Source organism: Cytobacillus mangrovibacter (genome assembly GCF_042865275.1).
GTDB lineage: Bacteria > Bacillota > Bacilli > Bacillales > Cytobacillaceae > Cytobacillus > Cytobacillus mangrovibacter.
In genome coordinates this window covers 189,775-210,075 of record NZ_JBIACJ010000004.1, presented here as the reverse complement: position 1 = coordinate 210,075, position 20,301 = coordinate 189,775, and the positions used below count along the sequence as shown (strand labels likewise).

At 40.0% G+C, this 20,301-nt stretch carries 19 protein-coding genes and 1 tRNA gene; 1 reads left to right on the top strand and 19 read right to left on the bottom strand.

What is annotated here, in order from left to right; all coding sequences use genetic code 11:
• Window positions 1–538 precede the first annotated feature (538 nt).
• From rnr to ACFYKT_RS09495, 13 genes are all read right to left on the bottom strand, one after another.
• The gene (gene rnr / locus ACFYKT_RS09555) at window positions 539–2,872 is read right to left on the bottom strand and encodes a ribonuclease R (RefSeq protein WP_389218815.1); all 2,334 of its coding nucleotides are present in this window, start codon (window positions 2,870–2,872) and stop codon (window positions 539–541) included.
• Between the two features lie 32 nt (window positions 2,873–2,904).
• On the bottom strand, window positions 2,905–3,651 hold the full coding sequence (locus tag ACFYKT_RS09550) for an alpha/beta hydrolase (RefSeq protein WP_389218813.1): 747 nt from the start codon (window positions 3,649–3,651) through the stop codon (window positions 2,905–2,907).
• A gap of 369 nt (window positions 3,652–4,020) precedes the next feature.
• The gene (gene secG, locus ACFYKT_RS09545) at window positions 4,021–4,254 is read right to left on the bottom strand and encodes a preprotein translocase subunit SecG (RefSeq protein WP_053477634.1); all 234 of its coding nucleotides are present in this window, start codon (window positions 4,252–4,254) and stop codon (window positions 4,021–4,023) included.
• Between the two features lie 126 nt (window positions 4,255–4,380).
• Window positions 4,381–5,676 carry a phosphopyruvate hydratase gene (gene eno / locus ACFYKT_RS09540; RefSeq protein ID WP_389218809.1) on the bottom strand — a complete coding sequence of 432 codons (1,296 nt, stop codon included), beginning with the start codon at window positions 5,674–5,676 and terminating at the stop codon, window positions 4,381–4,383.
• Between the two features lie 23 nt (window positions 5,677–5,699).
• On the bottom strand, window positions 5,700–7,232 hold the full coding sequence (gene gpmI / locus ACFYKT_RS09535) for a 2,3-bisphosphoglycerate-independent phosphoglycerate mutase (RefSeq protein ID WP_389218806.1): 1,533 nt from the start codon (window positions 7,230–7,232) through the stop codon (window positions 5,700–5,702).
• On the bottom strand, window positions 7,225–7,974 hold the full coding sequence (gene tpiA / locus ACFYKT_RS09530) for a triose-phosphate isomerase (RefSeq protein ID WP_389218803.1): 750 nt from the start codon (window positions 7,972–7,974) through the stop codon (window positions 7,225–7,227). The genes gpmI and tpiA overlap by 8 nt, the downstream gene beginning before the upstream one ends.
• Before the next feature lie 172 nt (window positions 7,975–8,146).
• Window positions 8,147–9,331 carry a phosphoglycerate kinase gene (locus tag ACFYKT_RS09525; protein ID WP_389218801.1) on the bottom strand — a complete coding sequence of 395 codons (1,185 nt, stop codon included), beginning with the start codon at window positions 9,329–9,331 and terminating at the stop codon, window positions 8,147–8,149.
• Window positions 9,332–9,539: 208 nt separating this feature from the next.
• Window positions 9,540–10,547: a type I glyceraldehyde-3-phosphate dehydrogenase gene (gap, locus tag ACFYKT_RS09520; protein ID WP_389218798.1), complete on the bottom strand. Its 1,008-nt coding sequence runs from the start codon at window positions 10,545–10,547 to the stop codon at window positions 9,540–9,542.
• A 42-nt stretch (window positions 10,548–10,589) separates the two neighbouring features.
• Entirely contained in the window at window positions 10,590–11,612 is a 1,023-nt protein-coding gene (locus ACFYKT_RS09515; protein WP_389218795.1) for a sugar-binding transcriptional regulator, read from the bottom strand.
• Between the two features lie 227 nt (window positions 11,613–11,839).
• The gene (locus ACFYKT_RS09510) at window positions 11,840–12,115 is read right to left on the bottom strand and encodes a glutaredoxin family protein (protein ID WP_389218792.1); all 276 of its coding nucleotides are present in this window, start codon (window positions 12,113–12,115) and stop codon (window positions 11,840–11,842) included.
• A 13-nt stretch (window positions 12,116–12,128) separates the two neighbouring features.
• Complete coding sequence (gene rpoN, locus ACFYKT_RS09505; protein ID WP_389218790.1) at window positions 12,129–13,460, bottom strand: RNA polymerase factor sigma-54; 1,332 nt, start codon at window positions 13,458–13,460, stop codon at window positions 12,129–12,131.
• Between the two features lie 165 nt (window positions 13,461–13,625).
• Entirely contained in the window at window positions 13,626–13,868 is a 243-nt protein-coding gene (locus ACFYKT_RS09500) for a hypothetical protein (protein ID WP_389218787.1), read from the bottom strand.
• Window positions 13,869–14,085: 217 nt separating this feature from the next.
• A tRNA-Arg gene (locus tag ACFYKT_RS09495) sits at window positions 14,086–14,157 on the bottom strand.
• A gap of 314 nt (window positions 14,158–14,471) precedes the next feature.
• Here ACFYKT_RS09495 and clpP point away from each other — a divergent pair.
• A complete protein-coding gene (clpP, locus tag ACFYKT_RS09490) occupies window positions 14,472–15,077 on the top strand; it encodes an ATP-dependent Clp endopeptidase proteolytic subunit ClpP (RefSeq protein ID WP_389218785.1) in 606 nt (201 codons plus the stop codon).
• A 140-nt stretch (window positions 15,078–15,217) separates the two neighbouring features.
• Here the strand turns inward: clpP and ACFYKT_RS09485 are convergent, their stop codons facing one another.
• From ACFYKT_RS09485 to trxB, 6 genes are all read right to left on the bottom strand, one after another.
• The gene (locus tag ACFYKT_RS09485; protein WP_389218782.1) at window positions 15,218–15,472 is read right to left on the bottom strand and encodes an HPr family phosphocarrier protein; all 255 of its coding nucleotides are present in this window, start codon (window positions 15,470–15,472) and stop codon (window positions 15,218–15,220) included.
• Window positions 15,473–15,505: 33 nt separating this feature from the next.
• Window positions 15,506–16,447, bottom strand: coding sequence for a DNA-binding protein WhiA (whiA, locus tag ACFYKT_RS09480; RefSeq protein WP_389218779.1), 942 nt, complete (start codon window positions 16,445–16,447; stop codon window positions 15,506–15,508).
• A gap of 173 nt (window positions 16,448–16,620) precedes the next feature.
• Entirely contained in the window at window positions 16,621–17,601 is a 981-nt protein-coding gene (locus ACFYKT_RS09475) for a gluconeogenesis factor YvcK family protein (RefSeq protein ID WP_389218776.1), read from the bottom strand.
• Complete coding sequence (gene rapZ, locus ACFYKT_RS09470) at window positions 17,598–18,491, bottom strand: RNase adapter RapZ (RefSeq protein ID WP_389218773.1); 894 nt, start codon at window positions 18,489–18,491, stop codon at window positions 17,598–17,600. The genes ACFYKT_RS09475 and rapZ overlap by 4 nt, the downstream gene beginning before the upstream one ends.
• 24 nt (window positions 18,492–18,515) lie before the next feature.
• Complete coding sequence (locus ACFYKT_RS09465) at window positions 18,516–18,974, bottom strand: 8-oxo-dGTP diphosphatase (RefSeq protein ID WP_389218770.1); 459 nt, start codon at window positions 18,972–18,974, stop codon at window positions 18,516–18,518.
• Window positions 18,975–19,334: 360 nt separating this feature from the next.
• A complete protein-coding gene (gene trxB, locus ACFYKT_RS09460; protein ID WP_389218767.1) occupies window positions 19,335–20,285 on the bottom strand; it encodes a thioredoxin-disulfide reductase in 951 nt (316 codons plus the stop codon).
• Between the last annotated feature and the right edge of the window lie 16 nt (window positions 20,286–20,301).

The following is a 20,301-nucleotide window of genomic DNA, read 5'->3' as shown; positions in this document are numbered from 1 at the left end:
TGTCAGTTCATTTTGGGGGCTGCCAGATAGAATGCAGTTTTCTATATTGTACCAAAAATAGTGAAGCCACTCAATGAAGAGCCTGCTTACATAAGACTATAAGTGCCCTTTGTATAAAAAACTCGGTTCGATTAATTGAGCAGGCCTTTATATATGAAGCATTGATCAGCACAGTGAAATGAGGCAAATCAATATTTACCGGATGCTCATAAATATTTTTTCCTACAATTCTCTTATACCATAATAGAATTCTATACTTTAGTGACCTGATTTTACTTTTATATCCAGATTTGAGTTCCTATTTTCACTTTAGTACCCGCAATTTCCAAATTAATCCATTCTAGAGCTCTAAACTTCACTTTGGTACTCTTTATTACATAAATTTCCCATAAATGAGGTCTAATCCTTATTATAGCGATCCCTGCTTACTACTATTGCCAGATATAGGCTCCTTTTTCACTTCAGCGACTCTGCTTTCCTTATCCATCTAAACATTTGGCCAAATCCATTAACTGGATTTGGCCAAAACCTGACTCATTTAACGTTTTTTATTTTTCCGCTTTGCTTTTGGTGCATTTTCATAATGTTTTTTCGCCTTTTTTGGCTTTTTCTTAGCGTCAGCGGATTTATTTTTGTCACGGCCTTGTTCAGACTTTCCTTTACGAGGCTTTCGCTCACTGCTGCCTGTTCTAAAGATTTTCGGCTTATCTTTTGTATCTTGCCTGCGTGTTCCCTTCATGCCGACAATTTCAAAATCTATTGATCGCTCATCCTTATTTACTTTCACAACCCTAACAGTTATTTCGTCTCCGATTCGGAATATATTACCCGTACGTTCACCGATCATTGCTAAATGGCGTTCATCATACCGGTAATAATCGTCAGTCATATAGCTCACATGAATAAGACCTTCAATTGTATTTGGGAGCTCAACAAACATCCCAAAGTTCGTCACAGAGCTGATAATGCCTTCATATTCCTGGCCAATTTTATCTTCCATGTATTCAGCCTTTTTCAACTCATCTGTTTCTCGTTCGGCTTCAACAGCTCGTCGCTCCATATTCGAAGAATGCTGAGCTATGTCAGGAAGTTGAGCATTCCATTTTTCTCTTGTTGATTGATCTAGCTTCCCTTCAATTAAGTAAGTACGAATCAATCTATGGACAATCAAATCCGGATAACGACGAATCGGTGAAGTGAAATGTGTATAGAATTCTGTTGATAGTCCAAAGTGCCCTAAGCTTTCAGGGTCATATTTCGCCTGCTGCATGGAGCGAAGCATAACCGTAGAGACTACCATCTCTTCAGGTTTTCCTTGCACCTCTTCAATAATTTCCTGCAAGGCACGAGGGTGAACAGAGTTAGCTGACCCTCTGACGATATAGCCAAAGTTAATAATGAACTCAAAGAATCTTCTTAGCTTATCCTCTTTCGGATCTTCATGAATACGATAAATGAACGGCACTTCCATCCAATGGAAATGCTCTGCAACTGTTTCATTGGCTGCAAGCATAAATTCCTCAATTAACTTCTCAGCAACTGATCGTTCACGAATAACCACATCATTCGGTTTTCCTTCGTCATCAACCATGACTTTCGCTTCTTTAAAATCAAAATCAATGGCGCCACGCTTCATCCGTTTAGTCCGCAAGATTTGCGCCAGCTCTTCCATTAACTGAAACATTGGTACAAGCGGCTCATAGCGTTTCAGAAGTTCCTCATCTTGATCTTCAAGAATTTTATTCACATCAGAATAAGTCATTCGCTCGGTTGTCTTAATCACACTTTGAAAAATTTCATGTGAGACAACTTCGCCACCAGGAGTAATTTCCATTTCACATGACAATGTAAGTCTATCCACTTTTGGGTTCAATGAACAAATTCCATTAGAAAGACGATGTGGGATCATCGGAATCACACGATCAACTAAATAGATGCTTGTTCCGCGTTCTTCAGCTTCACGGTCAATAGCAGAATCTTCACGGACATAATGGGTGACATCTGCAATATGTACACCAAGCTTAAAGTTCCCATTTCCCAACTTTGTAACGGTTACCGCATCATCCAAGTCTTTAGCATCTGCACCATCAATCGTAACAATCATTTGATCTCTTAGATCACGGCGGTTTTCTAGGTCGCTAGGATCAATCGTCTCTGGTGTATTTGTTGCTTGTTCCAGCACTTCATCCGGAAATTCCATCGGAAGGCCATGCTTATGAATAATAGAAAGAATATCTACACCTGGGTCATTTTTATGACCTAGAATTTGGATAACTTCTCCTTCTGCACTTTTTCTTCCTTCTGGATAGGTCGTCAGCTTGACAACAACTTTATGTCCCTCCACCGCTCCAAGTGATGCAGCTTTTGGAATAAAGACATCACTAGTAAACTTTTTATCATCAGGAAGAACGAAACCAAAATGCTTGCTTTCTGTATACGTTCCAACAATCTGCGTAATTCCTCGCTCAAGAACACGGACAATTGTCCCTTCTCTTCTTTGTCCAGAACTCTCTGAACTAACTCGGGCTAGAACAATATCCCCGTGCATCGCATTATTCGTTTCATTTGGCGGGATAAAAATATCATCCAGTCCCGGCTCATCTGGAATAACGAAGGCAAATCCCTTTGCATGCCCTGTCAGCTTACCGCGTATGAGATTCATTTTCTCTGGCAGGCCGTAGCGGTTGCTCCTTGTTCGTACAACAAGCCCCTTTTCTTCCATCATTACGAGCGCCTTAACAAAGTTCTTAAATTCAGATGAATCTTCAATGCCAAATGCCTGCTCCATTTCTTGAACAGTGAGTGGCTTGTATGCCTCATCTTTCATATAGTACAGAAGCTTTTCCATTAGTTGTTGAATATTATTTTCCATTCTATTTCCCCTCCTTAACAAAGGTATTTCTTCTATTCTTCCCAATCTAACTTTTCTAAAAACTGATAAACATCTTCATGAAGCTGATCCCGCTCTTTATCAAGAGTAATCACATGACCAGATTCCTCAAACCATTTCAATTCCTTCAGTTCCGATTCTACTTCGTTATAGATAATATTCGCACTTTCCGTATTGATCATATGATCCTCACGCGCCTGTACGATGAAAGTAGGCGAATAAATCATATCGACATGGTTGCGCACATCTGCAATCAATTCTTGCAGCGCCTTTAATGTGTTCATTGGCGTTTTCTGAAAGTCAGCCATCTCTACTTCAATTTGCTCTTCAGCTTTCCCTTCCAGTCTCTTATATTCCCTTGCATATTGCAAAATTCCTTCATACATAACCTCTTCACTTTTAATATGCATAGGCGCACACATCGGGATAATTCCCTTGATAGGTACAGTGTAACCTAATTTTAAAGAAAATACGCCACCTAAGGAAAGTCCTGCCACAGCAATTTCATTATGTCCCTTATTTTTCAAAAACTCGTAACCAGCCATTACATCTTTCCACCAGTCCTCTGGCCCCGTATGTACAAGCTCTTCTGGCGGTACACCATGACCTTTATATTGTGGGGCATGACAAGTATATCCTTTCCCTTCTAGAAATCGGCCCATCATCCTGACATCCGCAGTATTTCCAGTAAACCCATGCAGCAGCAGCACTGCTCTCTTTCCATTTCCAAAGGTAAACGGCTTAGGTGCAACAATTTTCATCTATTTAATGCTCCTTTTAATTTCTTTTAATCAAACGTTTGATTAATGATAAATACTACTATTTTTAACAATTGATTGGGTGATATGTATAAATGAAGGCTCTTTTCGCAAACTTTGTTGCTTTTAACATGATTGGGTAGAAGTTGATTTGCGCTACAGGATGCTCGCTTTCCGCGGGGTGGGCGCTGAGCCTCCTCGTCGCTAACGCTCCTGTGGGGTCTCACCTGTCCCACTCCTCCCGCAGGAGTCTCGCACCTTCCGCTCCAATCAACTAGTCTTTTTGGTAAACAGAAAATTTTTCTAAAAACAACAATCTTTTAGAAAAAGCTTAAATGAAAAAACCTGACCTAATGAAGGCCAGGCAAATGATTATAACGCGAAATAAGATACTCCAATAGTTAAAATAAAGAATAGGACGGCTAGAACAATTGTAATGCGGTGAAGAATAAGATCCAACCCGCGTGCTTTTTGTTTTCCAAAAAGCTGTTCTGCTCCTCCAGAAATGGCACCGGATAGACCAGCACTTTTACCTGATTGCAGAAGTACAACAACAATTAGTCCGACAGATACAATAACCAATAGCGTGATTAATAGTGCATGCATGAAAGCCCACCTCCTGAAAACGCACAATAACAGTATTTTAAATTTATCATATTTGTGTTTTATTGGCAATAGAATTACACATTTGGCTATCAGAAAGGGCGACCAAACGGCCGCCCCCCAGTTAGATTACTTCTTCAAATTGTAAAAACTCTTCAAACCATCATACACAGCTAATTCACCAAGCTCGTCTTCAATGCGAAGTAATTGGTTGTACTTCGCAATACGGTCTGTACGTGACATAGAACCTGTTTTGATTTGGCCTGCGTTTGTTGCGACAGCGATGTCAGCGATTGTTGCGTCTTCTGTTTCACCTGAACGGTGGGAAACAACAGCTGTGTAGCCTGCACGCTTAGCCATTTCGATTGCATCAAATGTTTCTGTTAATGTACCGATTTGGTTTACTTTGATAAGGATTGAGTTGCCTACGCCTTGCTCAATACCTTGTGCTAATTTTTTCGTATTAGTAACGAATAGGTCGTCTCCAACAAGCTGCACTTTGCCGCCGATGCGCTCAGTTAATAGCTTATGACCAGCCCAGTCGTTTTCATCTAGACCATCTTCAATTGAGATGATTGGGAACTCGTTAACAAGTTCTTCATAGAAGTTAACCATATCTTCAGAAGTTAAGCCTGTACGGCCTTCGCCTGAAAGATCATATTTGCCTGTTTCTTTGTTGTAGAATTCAGAAGAAGCTACGTCCATTGCCAGGTAAATATCTTTGCCTGCTTCATATCCAGCGTTAGAGATCGCTTCAATGATTACTTCTAAAGCTTCACGATTTGAACCAAGGTTTGGAGCGAATCCACCTTCATCACCAACAGCAGTGTTTAAGCCTTTTCCAGATAACACTTTCTTTAATGAATGGAATACTTCTGCACCCATACGGATTGCTTCTTTAAAAGTAGGTGCGCCAACAGGCATAATCATGAATTCCTGGAAGTCCACATTGTTATCTGCATGTGATCCACCATTGATGATGTTCATCATTGGTGTTGGCAGTTGCTTCGCGTTGAACCCGCCAAGGTAACGATACAATGGAAGTCCAACTGACTCAGCAGCAGCATGTGCAGCAGCCATAGATACCCCTAGAATAGCGTTTGCACCAAGCTTGCCTTTGTTTTCTGTTCCATCTAACTCGATCATTGTACGGTCGATGCCCACTTGATCTGTTACATCCATACCGATTACAGCTTCAGCAATAATATCATTTACATTATCTACTGCTTTCTGAACACCTTTTCCAAGATAGCGGGACTTGTCACCATCACGAAGCTCTACTGCTTCATGTTCGCCAGTAGATGCGCCAGAAGGAACAATTGCACGACCGAAGAATCCTGATTCTGTTAAAACCTCTACTTCTACTGTTGGGTTACCGCGGGAATCTAAAACTTCACGAGCGTATACATGTTGGATAAATGGCATATTAATTCTCTCCTTTAAGATCATTATTTAATTAAAGATGTACCTGTCATTTCTTCCGGTTTTTCAAGCTTTAATAAATCTAACATCGTTGGTGCAAGATCTCCAAGAATTCCATCTTCACGAAGAGTCGCACCTTGTTGTGTAATGATTACTGGTACAGGATTTGTCGTATGAGCTGTCATCGGACTGCCTTCAAGGGTAACGACCTCATCTGCATTCCCATGATCAGCCGTAATGATGGCTTTCCCGCCCTTTTCTAAAATCAAGTCAACAATTTTACCGAGGCATTCATCAACCGTTTCTACTGCCTTAATCGTCGGTTCAAGCATACCTGAATGGCCAACCATATCAGGATTCGCGAAGTTTAAGATGATGGCATCCTGCCTATCCTCTTCAATTTCCTTCAATAATGCATCTGTCACTTCGTATGCACTCATTTCAGGCTTTAAATCATATGTAGCGACTTTTGGTGAATTAATCAAAATTCGCTTTTCACCTGGAAATTCCGCTTCACGCCCACCACTCATAAAAAAGGTCACATGCGGATATTTCTCTGTTTCAGCAATTCTCAGCTGCTTTAAGCCATTTTGTGATAATACCTCTCCAAGTGTATTATCCAAGTTGCTTGGTTCAAATGCCACATAACCATCAACCGTTTCACTAAAATGCGTCAAGCAAACAAAGAATAGATGATCTGGATGTTTCGGACCTCTTTCGAACGAACGGAAATCTTTATTTGTAAAAGTGTTCGAAATTTGAATCGCACGGTCTGGTCGGAAATTATAGAAAATGACGGCATCATTGTCTTGAATCGTTGCAACAGGTTCACCATTCTCTCTTGTAATCACCGATGGAATGACGAACTCATCAAAAATCCCATGTCGATAATTATCCTCGACTAAATCGATCGCATTTGAATACGTTGGACCTTCACCATAAACCATAGAACGATAAGATTTTTCTACACGTTCCCAACGCTTATCACGGTCCATCGAGTAATAACGGCCAGAAATCGTTGCGAATTCTCCAACACCGTATTCCTTCATTTTTTCTTCTGCTGCCTTTATATAGCCTTCCGCTGTTTGCGGACCAACATCCCTGCCATCTAAAAATCCATGAACATAGACATTTTCAATGCCCTCTTCCGCAGCAAGATGCAACAAGGCGTATAAGTGATTAATATGGCTATGTACGCCACCGTCTGAAAGCAGACCCATTAAATGCAAATTCGTCCCTTGTTTCTTTACATGATTAATCGCATTTAAAAAGGTCTCATTCTTTTCAAACTTACCTTCTCGAATGGCTACATTCACTCTTGTTAAGCTTTGGTAAACGATACGACCGGCACCAATATTCAAATGACCGACCTCTGAATTACCCATTTGTCCTTCAGGCAAACCAACCGCCTCACCACTAGCCGTTAATGTGGCATGTGGGTACGTATTCCAAAATCGTTCGTAATTTGGCTTCTTCGCTTGAGAAACAGCATTCCCTTTCTCCTCGCTTCTCAGCCCAAAGCCATCTAAGATGATTAATGCAACAGGCGATTTACTCATACTGCCCTGCCCCCAATAATTGCAGGAAGGATTGAGCCTCTAAGCTTGCTCCTCCTACTAAAGCACCATCAATATCTGGCTGTGACATATACTCTTTAATGTTTCCTGGCTTCACACTGCCGCCATATTGAATTCGAACAGCATCAGATGCTTCTTGAGTAAATTGTTCTTTCACCACTTGGCGAATATGCGCACATACTTCGTTCGCATCTTCTGCAGTAGAGGATTTCCCTGTTCCTATTGCCCAAATTGGTTCGTAAGCAATAACCGTTTGTTTTACTTGTTCTTTAGTTAAGCCTTGCAGTGCTTTTTCAATTTGCGAGCCAACAAAGGCCATCGTTTCGCCATTCTCACGTTGCTCTAGCGTCTCTCCACAACATACGATTGGAGTCAGATTATGTTTGAAGGCAGCCAATGTTTTTTTGTTTACTGCTTCATCTGTTTCATTAAACATTTCACGACGCTCAGAATGGCCGAGAATGACATATTTTACGCCAATATCTGCTAAAGCCACAGGGCTGATTTCTCCTGTAAAAGCACCACTTTCCTCAAAATGCATGTTTTGAGCACCAATTCCTACATTAAAGCTTACTAAGCGCTCCAAAAACAATGCCGGGGCACATACAACCGTCTCAACCTTGTTAGCATCTGGAATTGACCCCTTTATTTCTTCTAAAAAGGCAGTCGCCTCCGAAAGTGTTTTATGCATTTTCCAGTTTCCAGCAATAATCGGTTTACGCATGCTCGCACATCCTTTCCTGCTTATTTTGTGTAAAATTGCTACGCTTTTCTTTGTCCAGCTTCAGCGCCTAGGGGCTCGAGGTCTTAAGCCATTCCATCAATAAGGTTAAAGAACAACCTTTTTGATGGCCTGTCTTAAGCTTGTCGCCCCTGAGCAAGGCGCTTACGTTTTTCTATTTATCGTTTAAAGCGACAACGCCTGGAAGAGCCTTTCCTTCCATAAATTCAAGTGAAGCACCGCCACCAGTAGAAATATGGCTCATGCGGTCAGCAAGATAGAATTTTTCAACAGCTGCTGCAGAGTCTCCTCCACCGATGATCGAATAGGCATCATTTGCTTCGGCTAAAGCTTCAGCAACCGCTCTAGTACCACCTGCGAATGGATCCCATTCAAACACACCCATCGGTCCATTCCAAATAACAAGCTTCGAATTTTGGATCACATCACTGTAAATCTCAGCTGTTTTCGGACCGATATCAAGTGCTTGCCAGTCTGCTGGTATCTCTTCGATTGCTACCGTTTTTGTATTTGCTTCCACAGAAAAGTCATCTGCTATGACAGCATCGACTGGCATATAGAAGTTAACGCCCTTTTCTTCTGCTTTTTTCATAAATGTTTTTGCTAACTCTATTTTATCTTCTTCCAAAAGTGACTTTCCTATTTCATGGCCATTTGCTTTCACAAATGTATAAGCTAAGCCGCCGCCAATAATTAAGTTATCCACTTTCTCAAGAAGATTTTCGATTACACCAATTTTATCCTTTACTTTTGCCCCACCAATAATGGCTGTGAATGGGCGTTCCGGATTGGAAAGGGCTTTGCCAAGAACCTCTAGCTCCTTTTCCATTAAAAGACCTGAAACAGCTGGAAGATGATGGGCAATCCCTTCCGTTGAAGCATGAGCACGATGTGCTGCACCGAACGCATCGTTCACATAAAGATCAGCTAATTCAGCAAACGACTTTGCTAACTCAGGATCATTCTTCTCTTCACCTGCATAGAAACGAACGTTTTCTAAGAGTATAACGTCTCCCTCATTCATCGTTTCAATCATTGCTTTCACCGCATCACCATAGGCCTCATCGGCTTTTTTTACATCTTTTCCAAGCAACTCTGATAAACGAGCTGCAACAGGAGTCAAGCGTAATTCTTCAACTGTCTTGCCCTTTGGACGTCCAAGATGACTAGCTAGAATGACTTTAGCACCATTCTCCATTAAATATTGAATAGTCGGCAGTGCTGCGCGGATTCGCGTTTCATCTGTTACTTGACCATCCTGCATAGGAACATTGAAATCAACCCGGCAAAATACTCGCTTCCCTTGTAGCTCTACATCTTTTATGCTCTTTTTGTTCATCGCAAAATAACCCCCACATTTTTACAAATAAGTAGTACGAAAGCAAAATTTGATTGCGAAAACTAAACATATAAAAAGGAGAGGGGTTTGTTCCCCGCTCCCCTTTTACCCTATATCATTATAGACGTTTGCACATTTAATTTCCAATATGAATCAAACTTTCCACGATTATCTTACAATGAGAAATCAATCTATTTTTGAGTGACTATTATAGCCCCTTTTGAGCGATGTAATCGATTAGATCCACAACACGATGTGAGTAGCCTGTTTCATTATCATACCAAGAAATAACTTTGACCATACTGCCTTCCATTACCATTGTAGAAAGAGCATCAATGGTAGATGAGCTTGGGCTGCCGTTATAGTCACCAGATACAAGCGGCTCTTCACTATATGCTAAGATTCCTTTTAATTCACCTTCTGCAGCTGCTTTAAATGCTGCATTCACTTCTTCAGCCGTTACTTCTTTTTCAAGTTCAGCAACTAGGTCAACTAAAGAAACGTTTGGTGTAGGTACACGTACTGCTCCACCGTTTAATTTACCTTTTAGTTCAGGTAATACAAGGGAAACTGCTTTTGCAGCACCTGTTGTTGTTGGAATAATATTCTCAGCAGCAGCACGAGCACGACGATAGTCTTTATGCGGCAAATCAAGGATTTGCTGATCATTTGTGTAAGAGTGGATTGTTGTCATCATTCCACGCTTGATGCCAAATTGATCATTTAATACTTTAGCAAACGGTGCTAAACAGTTTGTTGTACATGATGCATTTGAGATAACATGGTGGTTTGCTGGGTCATAGTTTTCATGGTTTACACCCATAACAACCGTAATATCTTCATTTGATGCTGGCGCAGAAATAACAACCTTTTTCGCACCTGCTTCTAAATGTTTCGCTGCATCCTCACGTTTTGTGAAGCGTCCTGTTGATTCAACGACAACATCTACACCTAAATCTCCCCAGCCAAGCTGTGCAGGATCACGTTCAGCAATAACCTTTACTTTATGTCCACCTACAACAAGATAATCGCCATCTACAGATACTTCCTCATTCAATGTTCCATGTACGGAATCATATTTTAAAAGATGGGCAAGCATATTTGCATCCGTTAAATCATTAACTGCAACAACTTCTATATTAGGGTTCTTAAGTGCTGCACGAAATACAACACGACCAATTCTTCCAAATCCATTAATACCAACTTTAACTGCCATTTTTATTTCCTCCCTTAATAGGATATATATTTTTATCAGGAATTATCCTTCTAGCAAACGTTTCGCAGCACCTTCATCTGTTACGAAGACTGTTGATCGCGGTGCTTGTTTCATATATGCAGCAATTGCTTTAGCCTTTGTTTCCCCGCCTGCAACAGCGATGACACATGGGATATTTGATAGGTCTTGAAGCTGCAGACCAATCGTTTGGACTTTATAAACAACCTCGCCATTATCATTGAAATAGTAGCCGAAAGCTTCACCTTCAGCTTTTGCACCTTGGATTTCCTTCAATGCTTCACTGCTCGTTTTTCGGCGCTCAGCCATTGTAATAGCGTCTCCAATTCCGTGTAAGACCATGCTTGCAGACTTAATTAATTGGAGAACCTCACTAATTTCAGGTTCCTTAATGATGGACTCATACATGTCCCGACTAACCTGGTCAGGTACATAAAGAACGCGGTATTTAGAACGAGTACGCTCTGCCATCGTTGCACAGATTAAATTTGCCTGGTTTTTAACCTCTTCGCCTATTCCACCTCTAGCTGGAACAAAAAGACAGCTTTTCTCTGTATCTACAGGGGTCAATCTATCTGCCACAGCCGCAATGGTTGAACCGCCTGTTACAGCAATAATATTTTCTCCTGTTAGGCTTGATTTCATCCAATTGGCAGCGGCTCTGCCAAGTTCCGTTTTTACCCATGGAGACTCATCACTATTACCAGAAACGATAATAACCTTCTGAATGCCAAGTTTACGCTGAAGGCTCTCCTCCATTTCGTTAATTCCCGAAATATCGCGGATCACACTTGCTAATTTCTCAAGTAATTCTTTGCCATCATTCGTTAGGCTCATTCCAGAAGTTGAAGTCGTAAGTAGGTTCTGGTCTTTAAGAAATTCCACTTCGCTTCTCAATACTCTTTCCGTTAAGCTAAGACTTAAACTTAAGTTCCTTCTTCCTACCGGTTCCATTAAACCAATGTAATGAAGAATATGATAGCGTTTTTGCATAACGGCTAATAAATCAGGTAATAATCTCTTTTGAACATCAATTAATGAGTACATTGATTTTCCCCTTCATTGATATTGGACGTTTTTTGTCCCTCGTAGACATATTATGTCCCGATTGAAGCAAAAAAAATCACTCCTGCTATACTTTCATTTTAACAGGAGTAATCATTGAATTCAATTATAAAGTGAAACTTCCTTCAGTGGGGTGCTTTTCCACACTGAAGGTTAGTTTCACTTATCGGGCCTTTACGGGCAGTTATTCCCATTTATTTTATGGGAATTTACTGCCCGTTAATCTGCGATAAAGATTTACTTTTTTCTGAAAACGCTTCACTAATGGTCAGATGATCAATTTGTCCATATTGAATTTCTTCTCCATCAATCTCAACAACTGGAATCATAATTCCGTATTTTTCAGTTAGTTCGTCACTCGAATCGATATCCATCTCTTGAAAAATAAAATCCCACTCTTCTTGCAGCTCAAGAACAATCTTTTTGGCTTTATCACATAATGGACAGCGGCTGCGAGTATAAAGCACAAGTGTACTTTTATCCACAATTATTCTCCTTTCAATCATACCGTTTTCTCTTTGAAGAGGACTGGATGCCAAGCTGATCCCGATATTTGGCAATCGTTCTTCTGGAAACGACCATGCCCTCCTGCTCTTTTAACAAATGAACAATTTCTTGATCAGATAGTGGCTTCTGTTTATTTTCGCCCTCTACCAATTGACTAATAATCGTCTTTACTTGTTTGGACGAGGTATTCTCATCTGATGTCGTTTTGATTGTACTCGAGAAGAACGATCTTAATTCAAACGTGCCAAAAGGGGTTTGCGCGTATTTCTCCCTTACAGCTCGGCTGACAGTCGATTCGTGAATCTCAAGTTCATCTGCGATCTCCTTCATCGTCATTGGCCGCAATTGGGTCGGTCCATTCATGAAAAAGTCCTGCTGTTTTTCTACAATTTTCAAAGAAACCTTCGTTAATGTTTCTTTTCGCTGCTCGATACTTCTCATGATCCATTGGTAATCCTGCTGATTTTCCTGAATAAAGCGGCTTACCTGTTTATCATGATTAGAGGAGAACTTTTGATAGTATGCTTCATTAAAACTAATTTTCGGAAGTGCTTCATCAAATACACTTACCGAGAATGAGGAACCATCCCACTGAACAATCACATCTGGCACTATGTAAGCTGATTTTTCATGTTGAAAAGAGGCAGCTGGCCTTGGATTTAATTGTTGCACCCGATCAAAAACCTCTTGAATCTCACTCATCTGAATATCTAGATTCTTCGAAATGTCCTTCCACTTTTTCTCGGCAAAAGCGTTAAAGTACTTTTCGATAATTTCTTCAGCAAGCTGGTTTCTTTTCTCATCCCTCTTTAGTTGCAGAAGGAGACATTCCTGCAAATTACGGGCACCGATCCCAGCAGGCTCCAATTCCTGCAGAAGCTTCAAACTCTCAAAAGCTTCTTCTTCCGAAATTTGAAAATACGCAGCAACTTCACTTAATTCAGTACGCATGTAACCGTTTTCATCTATGCACTCAATCAAATAATCAAATACTCTTTTTCTATCAGAATTTAAATGATTAAAGTCTAACTGAGATTTTAAATATTCATCAAGAAAGGCGACTGTTTCACCAATCTGTTCTATCCAATTTTGCTTATCTTTATCCACTTTTTTACGAGTCGGCTTCACTCGGTCCTTCCGTGGGTCCATGGCTTGCACATTGCCAGGCTCTATCTGCAATAAGGGGTTTTCCAATGCTTTATTCTCTAGGAATGCAGAAAGCTCCTGTGCATTATATTGCAATAAAGCAATGGCCTGTGTCAGCTCTTGCGTCATCGCTAGCTTCATAGTCTGCTGCTGCCATAACCCTGCTTGTAAGTTCATCTTCATCCCCCCTCGTGTTCATTTTACAATAACGTGAAGGAATGTTGTATGGAAAAATATTGTCATGAGGTTTCTAGTGGAACTGTTTGAAACAAAAAAGTGAGAAACAGAAGTAATAAAAGGGGATAGCCTATGGGTCGCAGCTTTCTAAATAAATCAGCTTGCTTATAGGAAAAAGATCCCCGTTATAAATGAAAGGCCAAAAATCACTGTCATAACTAAGTAGAAGTTGTAATTTTTATCTTTAGTTTTTGAGCCAAAATAGACTTTTGTTACTGAAGCTGTAAAGAGCAAAAGTTGAGAGGTCACAAACATCAACTTACTATTTCCATTAATTAAAAAGTAGGTTGATAAGATCAAGAGAATAACAACAAATACTCTTAACCAGATCGGCGTTTGATTTAACATTTGATCCTCCTCCTTTTACATATTGAGTTTTTTTTGATAACAGGTAAATCTAGTAATATTTTAATAATCCACACATAAGTTACATTCTACATTCAAAACCTTAAAAAAATCAGGATATCTTCAATTATCGCTTACCCCTCTCCTAAAAATAAACATAAAAAAAGTGTTTCCACGAAAGAAACGTGGAAACACTTTGATTTTTTCAAACTATAAGTAGCGCCCTCGGAGGGAATCGAACCCCCATTTTAAGAACCGGAATCTTACGTGCTATCCGTTGCACCACGAGGGCATTAGAAAAATTACCAATGATAAGCATTTGTGTTACAAATATAAATTATATGCGATTTTTTTCAACATTGCAAGGGATCTTTTGTTTAAAAACTGGTGGAGCGGGTATGATGGAGTAATGGAAACCAAGTGCGTAGAGCTCATTTATTGTCGAATAAATAATCAGGCAAATGTAAGTGTATTGTTTGACCTTTATTGACCATCAGTGTATCATAATATTACATACATGTTTCTTAGAAAACCCTTTTCAAAAGGAAGAGCTCAAGTATCGATTTTGTATGTCAACCCTTACTTAATTAAAGGAGGAATAAAGAGATGAACTTAATCCCTACAGTTATTGAACAAACAAACCGTGGAGAGCGCGCGTACGATATCTACTCCCGTCTTTTAAAAGACCGTATTATCATGCTTGGCAGTGCGATCGATGATAATGTGGCCAACTCGATTGTAGCACAATTATTATTCTTAGAAGCTGAAAACCCTGAGAAAGATATTACATTATATATTAACAGCCCAGGTGGAAGCATTACTGCTGGTATGGCAATCTATGACACAATGCAGTACATTAAAGCAGATGTTTCAACAATTTGTACAGGTATGGCCGCTTCAATGGGTGCATTCTTGCTTGCAGCTGGTGAAAAAGGCAAGCGCTATGTTCTTCCAAACAGTGAAGTGATGATTCATCAACCACTAGGTGGAGCTCAAGGGCAAGCAACGGAAATCGAAATTGCAGCTAAACGAATTCTATTCCTTCGTGATAAGCTAAATACGATTCTTTCTGAACGCACAGGCCAACCGCTTGAAGTCATTGCAAGAGATACAGATCGCGATAATTTCATGACTGCCGAAAAAGCATTAGAATACGGATTAGTCGATAAAATTATTACTCGTAATCCTGCAGAAGACAAAAAAGAGAAGTAAAAATATAGAACACATGGGATTTCTTAATCGAACCCCATGTGTTTTTTTGTTTATCGAGCACTAAAAAACAGAGGGACGGTTCTTCCGTTCCTCTGTTCATTTAGCAAAAAAAAGAAACAAGAGAAACGTCCCCTTGTTTCCTATTCTTGCTGAATATAGTTGGACAGTTCTTCAAGCGCTTCTGTCTCATCTCTGCCGTCGACCATTAATGTAATTACTGAACCAGAGCTAACTGCAAGGCTCATTAATCCCATGATGCTTTTTGCATTTACTTTCTTACCATCTTTTTCAAGAAAAACGTCTGATGCAAACCGGTTTGCTTCTTGAACAAATAATGCTGCCGGCCGCGCCTGTAATCCCGTTTTTAATTTCACTTCTATCTGTTTCTCAACCATTTCTTCCTTTCCTCCCTTATAAAATGATCAACCTTAAATCGTTTCCCCTATTCGTAGCTTTTCAGCAATCTCATCTATTTTTCTTAAACGATGATTAATCCCTGATTTACTAATGTTTCCCCCAGAAACCATTTCACCAAGCTCTTTTAAAGTGACATCCTGATAGGCGACACGCAGCTCTGCAATCTCCCTAAGTTTATCAGGTAAAATATGCAAGCCGACCGTTTCATCGATAAACCGTATATTTTCTACTTGGCGTATTGCAGCACCAATCGTTTTATTTAAGTTCGCTGTTTCACAATTAACGAGTCGGTTAACGGAATTTCTCATATCACGAACAATCCGTATGTCTTCAAACTTTAGCAAGGCACTATGAGCACCAACCACACCCAAGAATTCCGTAATTTTTTCTGCTTCTTTTAAATAGGTAATGAATCCTTTTTTGCGCTCAAGTGTTTTACTATTTAATCCAAATGTATTCATCAATTCACATAAAGAGTCGTTATGTTCTTTATAAAGTGAAGAAATTTCCAAGTGATAGGAAGAAGTTTCAGGGTTGTTAACTGATCCTCCAGCTAGAAAAGCACCGCGCAGATAAGAGCGCTTACAACACTTCTTCTTGATTAAAGCTTCAGAAATATCATGAGTGAGAACAAAACCCTCACTAATAATTTTCAAATCGTCCAGTATTTCACTCGCTCTCTCTGAAAGTCGAACAATATATACATTATTCTTCTTCAGCCTCATCTTCTTTCTAACGAGAAGCTCTACCTGTACATTATAATTCTTTTTGATTAGGATATAAATCCTTCTAGCAATCGCTGCATTTTCCGTTTGAATATCAACAATTAACTTCCTGTTGGAAAAAGAAAGCGAGCCATTCATCCGTATAAGTGCAGACAATTCCGCTTTCCCACAGCAATCCTTTACCTCCAGATTCGTTAACTCCTTCTTCGTTTCTGAAGCGAAAGACATATTTCCTCACCACCTTAATAGAAAAGCGCAAGCGCCTTGGTCCCCCCCGACAAGCATAAGACAAGCTGGCCGGAAGGTTGTTCTTTAACCTTCTGGACAGATTGGCTTATGACCTCGAGGGGGTAGGCGCTGGAGCTAGACAATATAGAAAAGCGCAAGCACCTGTATATCGATTATTTTTTATGTTTTTTTGCCATTTCGTCCATAAGTAATAAATATAGCATTTCTGCCACTTCTTTTGTATCATGACGTATCCGGCCATCTTTCAAACTGACAATTTCGCCATGAATAACTTCCAAGCCCAATTCTTGAAGACGCTCGATATCAAAGATAACTGGTTTGGACATTTCCTCACTATACCGTTCTTGAATGTGGGCAGGGATATCCTCATTATTAACAAGAATTGTGTTCATAAAGGCACAGCTCATATGATCGTAGATCGCCTTTACATGATCACTCGCAGAGTAATCAAACGTTTCGCCTGCCTGTGTCATTAAGTTGCAAATATATACCTTTTTAGCCTTAGAACGACAAACCTCTAATCCAAGCTTTGGAACGAGCAGATTTGGTAAAATACTTGTATATAAGCTTCCTGGGCCAATGATAATTAAATCTGCTTGCCTTATGGCCAGAATTGTTTCAGGAAGGGGTTTAATATTGCTTGGTGTTAAAAATACCCTTTTAATCTTTTTTCCAGAGTATGGAATTTTCGATTCACCAGAAACTACTGTACCGTCTTCCATCTCTGCATGCAAAACAACACTTTGGTTAGCCGCTGGCAGCACCTTTCCTCTTACATTCAATACTTTGCTCATCTCCTGAATGGCATGAACAAAGTTGCCTGTAATCGATGTCATCGCGGCCAGAATTAAATTCCCGAGAGAATGCCCAGAAAGTTCATTTGACGTCTTAAAACGATGCTGAAACATTTCTTCAATCAGTGGTTCAACATCAGACAAAGCTGCCAAAACATTGCGTATATCACCGGGAGGAGGAATATGCAAATCATTCCTCAGTCTTCCGGAACTACCTCCATCATCAGCAACTGTCACAATTGCGGTGATATCAACAGGATATTGTTTTAACCCTCGTAATAGAACTGGTAATCCTGTACCTCCTCCGATGATGACAATTCTTGGCTGTCTGTTTTTCATTTATCTTTTTCCCTTCTCCCCTCAATATCACGGTGTGTAATTCGCGTATGATATTCCTTCTTGAAGTAATCACCAATATATTCGGCCAAGGCTACTGAACGATGTTGACCGCCTGTACATCCAATCGCGATAACAAGCTGCGCCTTTCCTTCCCTTTTATAATGAGGGAGCATGAAGCTTAGAAGCTCTGTTACCTTTTCAAGAAACTTAGTTGTTTCCGTCCACTTAAGCACATACGTAGAGACCTCTTCATCCAGACCTGTTTTTGGCCTCATATGTTCAATATAATGAGGGTTGGGTAGAAAGCGCACATCAAAAACAAGATCTGCATCAATTGGAAGTCCATGTTTAAATCCAAAGGACATCACATTGACTGTAAAAAATGTTGCTTTATTAACAGAAAACTCCGTAAGAATCTTTTCACGCAGCTCTCTTGGTTTTAATTTGGTTGTATCATAAATAAGCTGAGCTCTTCCTTTTAACTCCTCAAGAAGCTCTCGTTCCAGCTTAATTCCTTCTAAAGGTAGTCCTGAAGGGGCAAGCGGATGAAATCGTCTTGTCTCTTTATATCTTCTGACTAAAGTTGCATCATCTGCATCCAGGAAAAGAATTTGCGGGGTTACCCACGATGTTTCTGAGAGATCATCAAGCGCTTTAAACAGATGGTCAAAAAATTCGCGCCCACGAAGGTCCATTACTAATGCAACCTTATTCATCTTATTCCCTGATTCCTTCATCAGTTCAAGAAATTTAGGCAAAAGAGTTGGCGGCAAATTATCAACACAGAAGAATCCTAGATCTTCAAAGCTTTGAATGACAACTGTTTTCCCTGCACCTGACATTCCCGTAATCACGACCATTTGCGTTTCATTCACTGCGCCTGTGCTCATTTTCTTTTCCCCCTGTATATCAAATTAGCTCGGATCTAGTCGATAACTAAGTAATTGGAAATCTGGCGTATAGGTGAAAGTGCCGTAGATTATCCCTTTTCCATGAATCATATATTCTAGAATATGGTAATCCCCTGCAGCCATAGGAAGATTCTTAATTTCTTCAAATGGATGCCAGAGAATCTTCCCTTCTTCTGATTCATCTAAATTCATCCCATCAGCCTCTGTGGCTAAAAAGGTGAACATCATCCATTCAGAAAGAATCTTGTCGCCTTCCTTCATTATAAAGGTAAAGATCCCCTTTATATTCGGGTTGCGCAAGTAGATTCCAGTCTCTTCCCTGAACTCGCGAATACATGAGTCTCTAACTGATTCTCCCTGCTCCATCTTACCTCCAGGAGCTACCCACCAGCCTCGACTCGGCTTTTGCAGAAGCAACACTTGCTCATCCTTTAACAATACACAGTTAGTGACTCGCTGCAACTTTCTTCACCTCATCTTCCATCCAGTCTGCTTATTCCTTACATTATACTATTTTTGTTATACGCTCACAACGAATTGAAGATTCAAACAATGGAAAACCAATACGCTATTGAAAGAAAATCATTTATTTGCATCAGGAAATTTTTTACTTCCTCTTTGGATAAAAAAAAAGCACAGATTATCTGCGCTTAACAAAGGAATATATCTTAAAAAGGGGGTCAATTTCTATTTCTTATATTACCCGAAATGTATTGCACAACTGTTACAGATAAGTTAAAAGAGAATGACTTTTTGTAAATATTACGATTATCGAAGAACACAACGAAAAAAGCTGCACCATATAGGTACAACTTTTCTATATTATGCTTTTGCTTTCAAGCTTTCTTTTAATTCTTCAATAAAATGTTGAGCACTTTGTGCGGCGATACTGCCATCACCAGTTGCTGTCACAATTTGACGAAGCATTTTTTCACGGATGTCACCAGCAGCAAAGATACCAGGAACCTTCGTCTCCATTTTTTCGTTGGTCTCAATATATCCATTTTCATTTGTTATACCAAGGCTTACAAATGGCTTGGATAATGGAAGCATTCCGACATAAACAAATACGCCCTCCGTCTTGAATTCTTGCTCTTCACCTGATTCAGTTGATACAAGTGTTACGCTGCCAACTTTTCCGTCTTTTCCATTAATTTCTTTGACGGTATGACTCCAGATGAATTCAATTTTCTCATTATCAAATGCGCGCTGCTGTAAAATAGCTTGGGCACGAAGCTCATCACGACGGTGAACAATAGTAACTTTTGAAGCAAAACGAGTTAAATACACGCCTTCTTCAACTGCTGAATCTCCCCCGCCAATAACAACAAGCTCTTTTCCCTTAAAGAAGGCACCGTCACAAACCGCACAATAAGATACGCCGCGACCGCCGAGTTCCTTTTCACCTGGTACACCAAGTTTCTTATACTCCGCACCAGTTGTGATGATGACTGTACGGGCTTTATATTGCTTAGATCCCGCTACAACCGTTTTGAACTCTTCACCATCAATAATTTCCTTTATATCTCCATATGCATATTCTGCACCAAATTTCTTCGCATGCTCAAACATTTTTGTTGATAAATCTGGACCTAGAATATGATCGAAGCCTGGGTAATTTTCGACTTCTTCTGTGTTTGCCATTTGTCCGCCAGGAACGCCTCGTTCGATCATTAATGTGGATAAATTGGCACGAGATGTGTAAACAGCAGCCGTCATTCCAGCTGGACCTGCTCCCGCGATAATGACATCATAAATTTTCTCTTCAGTCATGCTACTTCACTCCTAA

Excerpts from the sequence above, each read along its gene's own strand:
- gpmI (WP_389218806.1), bottom strand. The coding sequence starts at position 7,232 with ATGAGTAAATCGCCTGTTGCATTAATCATCTTAGATGGCTTTGGGCTG.
- ACFYKT_RS09475 (WP_389218776.1), bottom strand. The coding sequence starts at position 17,601 with ATGAAAAACAGACAGCCAAGAATTGTCATCATCGGAGGAGGTACAGGA.
- trxB (WP_389218767.1), bottom strand. The coding sequence starts at position 20,285 with ATGACTGAAGAGAAAATTTATGATGTCATTATCGCGGGAGCAGGTCCA.
- ACFYKT_RS09525 (WP_389218801.1), bottom strand. The coding sequence starts at position 9,331 with ATGAACAAAAAGAGCATAAAAGATGTAGAGCTACAAGGGAAGCGAGTA.
- tpiA (WP_389218803.1), bottom strand. The coding sequence starts at position 7,974 with ATGCGTAAACCGATTATTGCTGGAAACTGGAAAATGCATAAAACACTT.
- rapZ (WP_389218773.1), bottom strand. The coding sequence starts at position 18,491 with ATGAGCACAGGCGCAGTGAATGAAACGCAAATGGTCGTGATTACGGGA.
- clpP (WP_389218785.1), top strand. The coding sequence starts at position 14,472 with ATGAACTTAATCCCTACAGTTATTGAACAAACAAACCGTGGAGAGCGC.
- ACFYKT_RS09485 (WP_389218782.1), bottom strand. The coding sequence starts at position 15,472 with ATGGTTGAGAAACAGATAGAAGTGAAATTAAAAACGGGATTACAGGCG.
- ACFYKT_RS09500 (WP_389218787.1), bottom strand. The coding sequence starts at position 13,868 with ATGTTAAATCAAACGCCGATCTGGTTAAGAGTATTTGTTGTTATTCTC.
- whiA (WP_389218779.1), bottom strand. The coding sequence starts at position 16,447 with ATGTCTTTCGCTTCAGAAACGAAGAAGGAGTTAACGAATCTGGAGGTA.
- secG (WP_053477634.1), bottom strand. The coding sequence starts at position 4,254 with ATGCATGCACTATTAATCACGCTATTGGTTATTGTATCTGTCGGACTA.
- gap (WP_389218798.1), bottom strand. The coding sequence starts at position 10,547 with ATGGCAGTTAAAGTTGGTATTAATGGATTTGGAAGAATTGGTCGTGTT.
- rpoN (WP_389218790.1), bottom strand. The coding sequence starts at position 13,460 with ATGAACTTACAAGCAGGGTTATGGCAGCAGCAGACTATGAAGCTAGCG.
- ACFYKT_RS09550 (WP_389218813.1), bottom strand. The coding sequence starts at position 3,651 with ATGAAAATTGTTGCACCTAAGCCGTTTACCTTTGGAAATGGAAAGAGA.
- ACFYKT_RS09515 (WP_389218795.1), bottom strand. The coding sequence starts at position 11,612 with ATGTACTCATTAATTGATGTTCAAAAGAGATTATTACCTGATTTATTA.
- eno (WP_389218809.1), bottom strand. The coding sequence starts at position 5,676 with ATGCCATTTATCCAACATGTATACGCTCGTGAAGTTTTAGATTCCCGC.
- rnr (WP_389218815.1), bottom strand. The coding sequence starts at position 2,872 with ATGGAAAATAATATTCAACAACTAATGGAAAAGCTTCTGTACTATATG.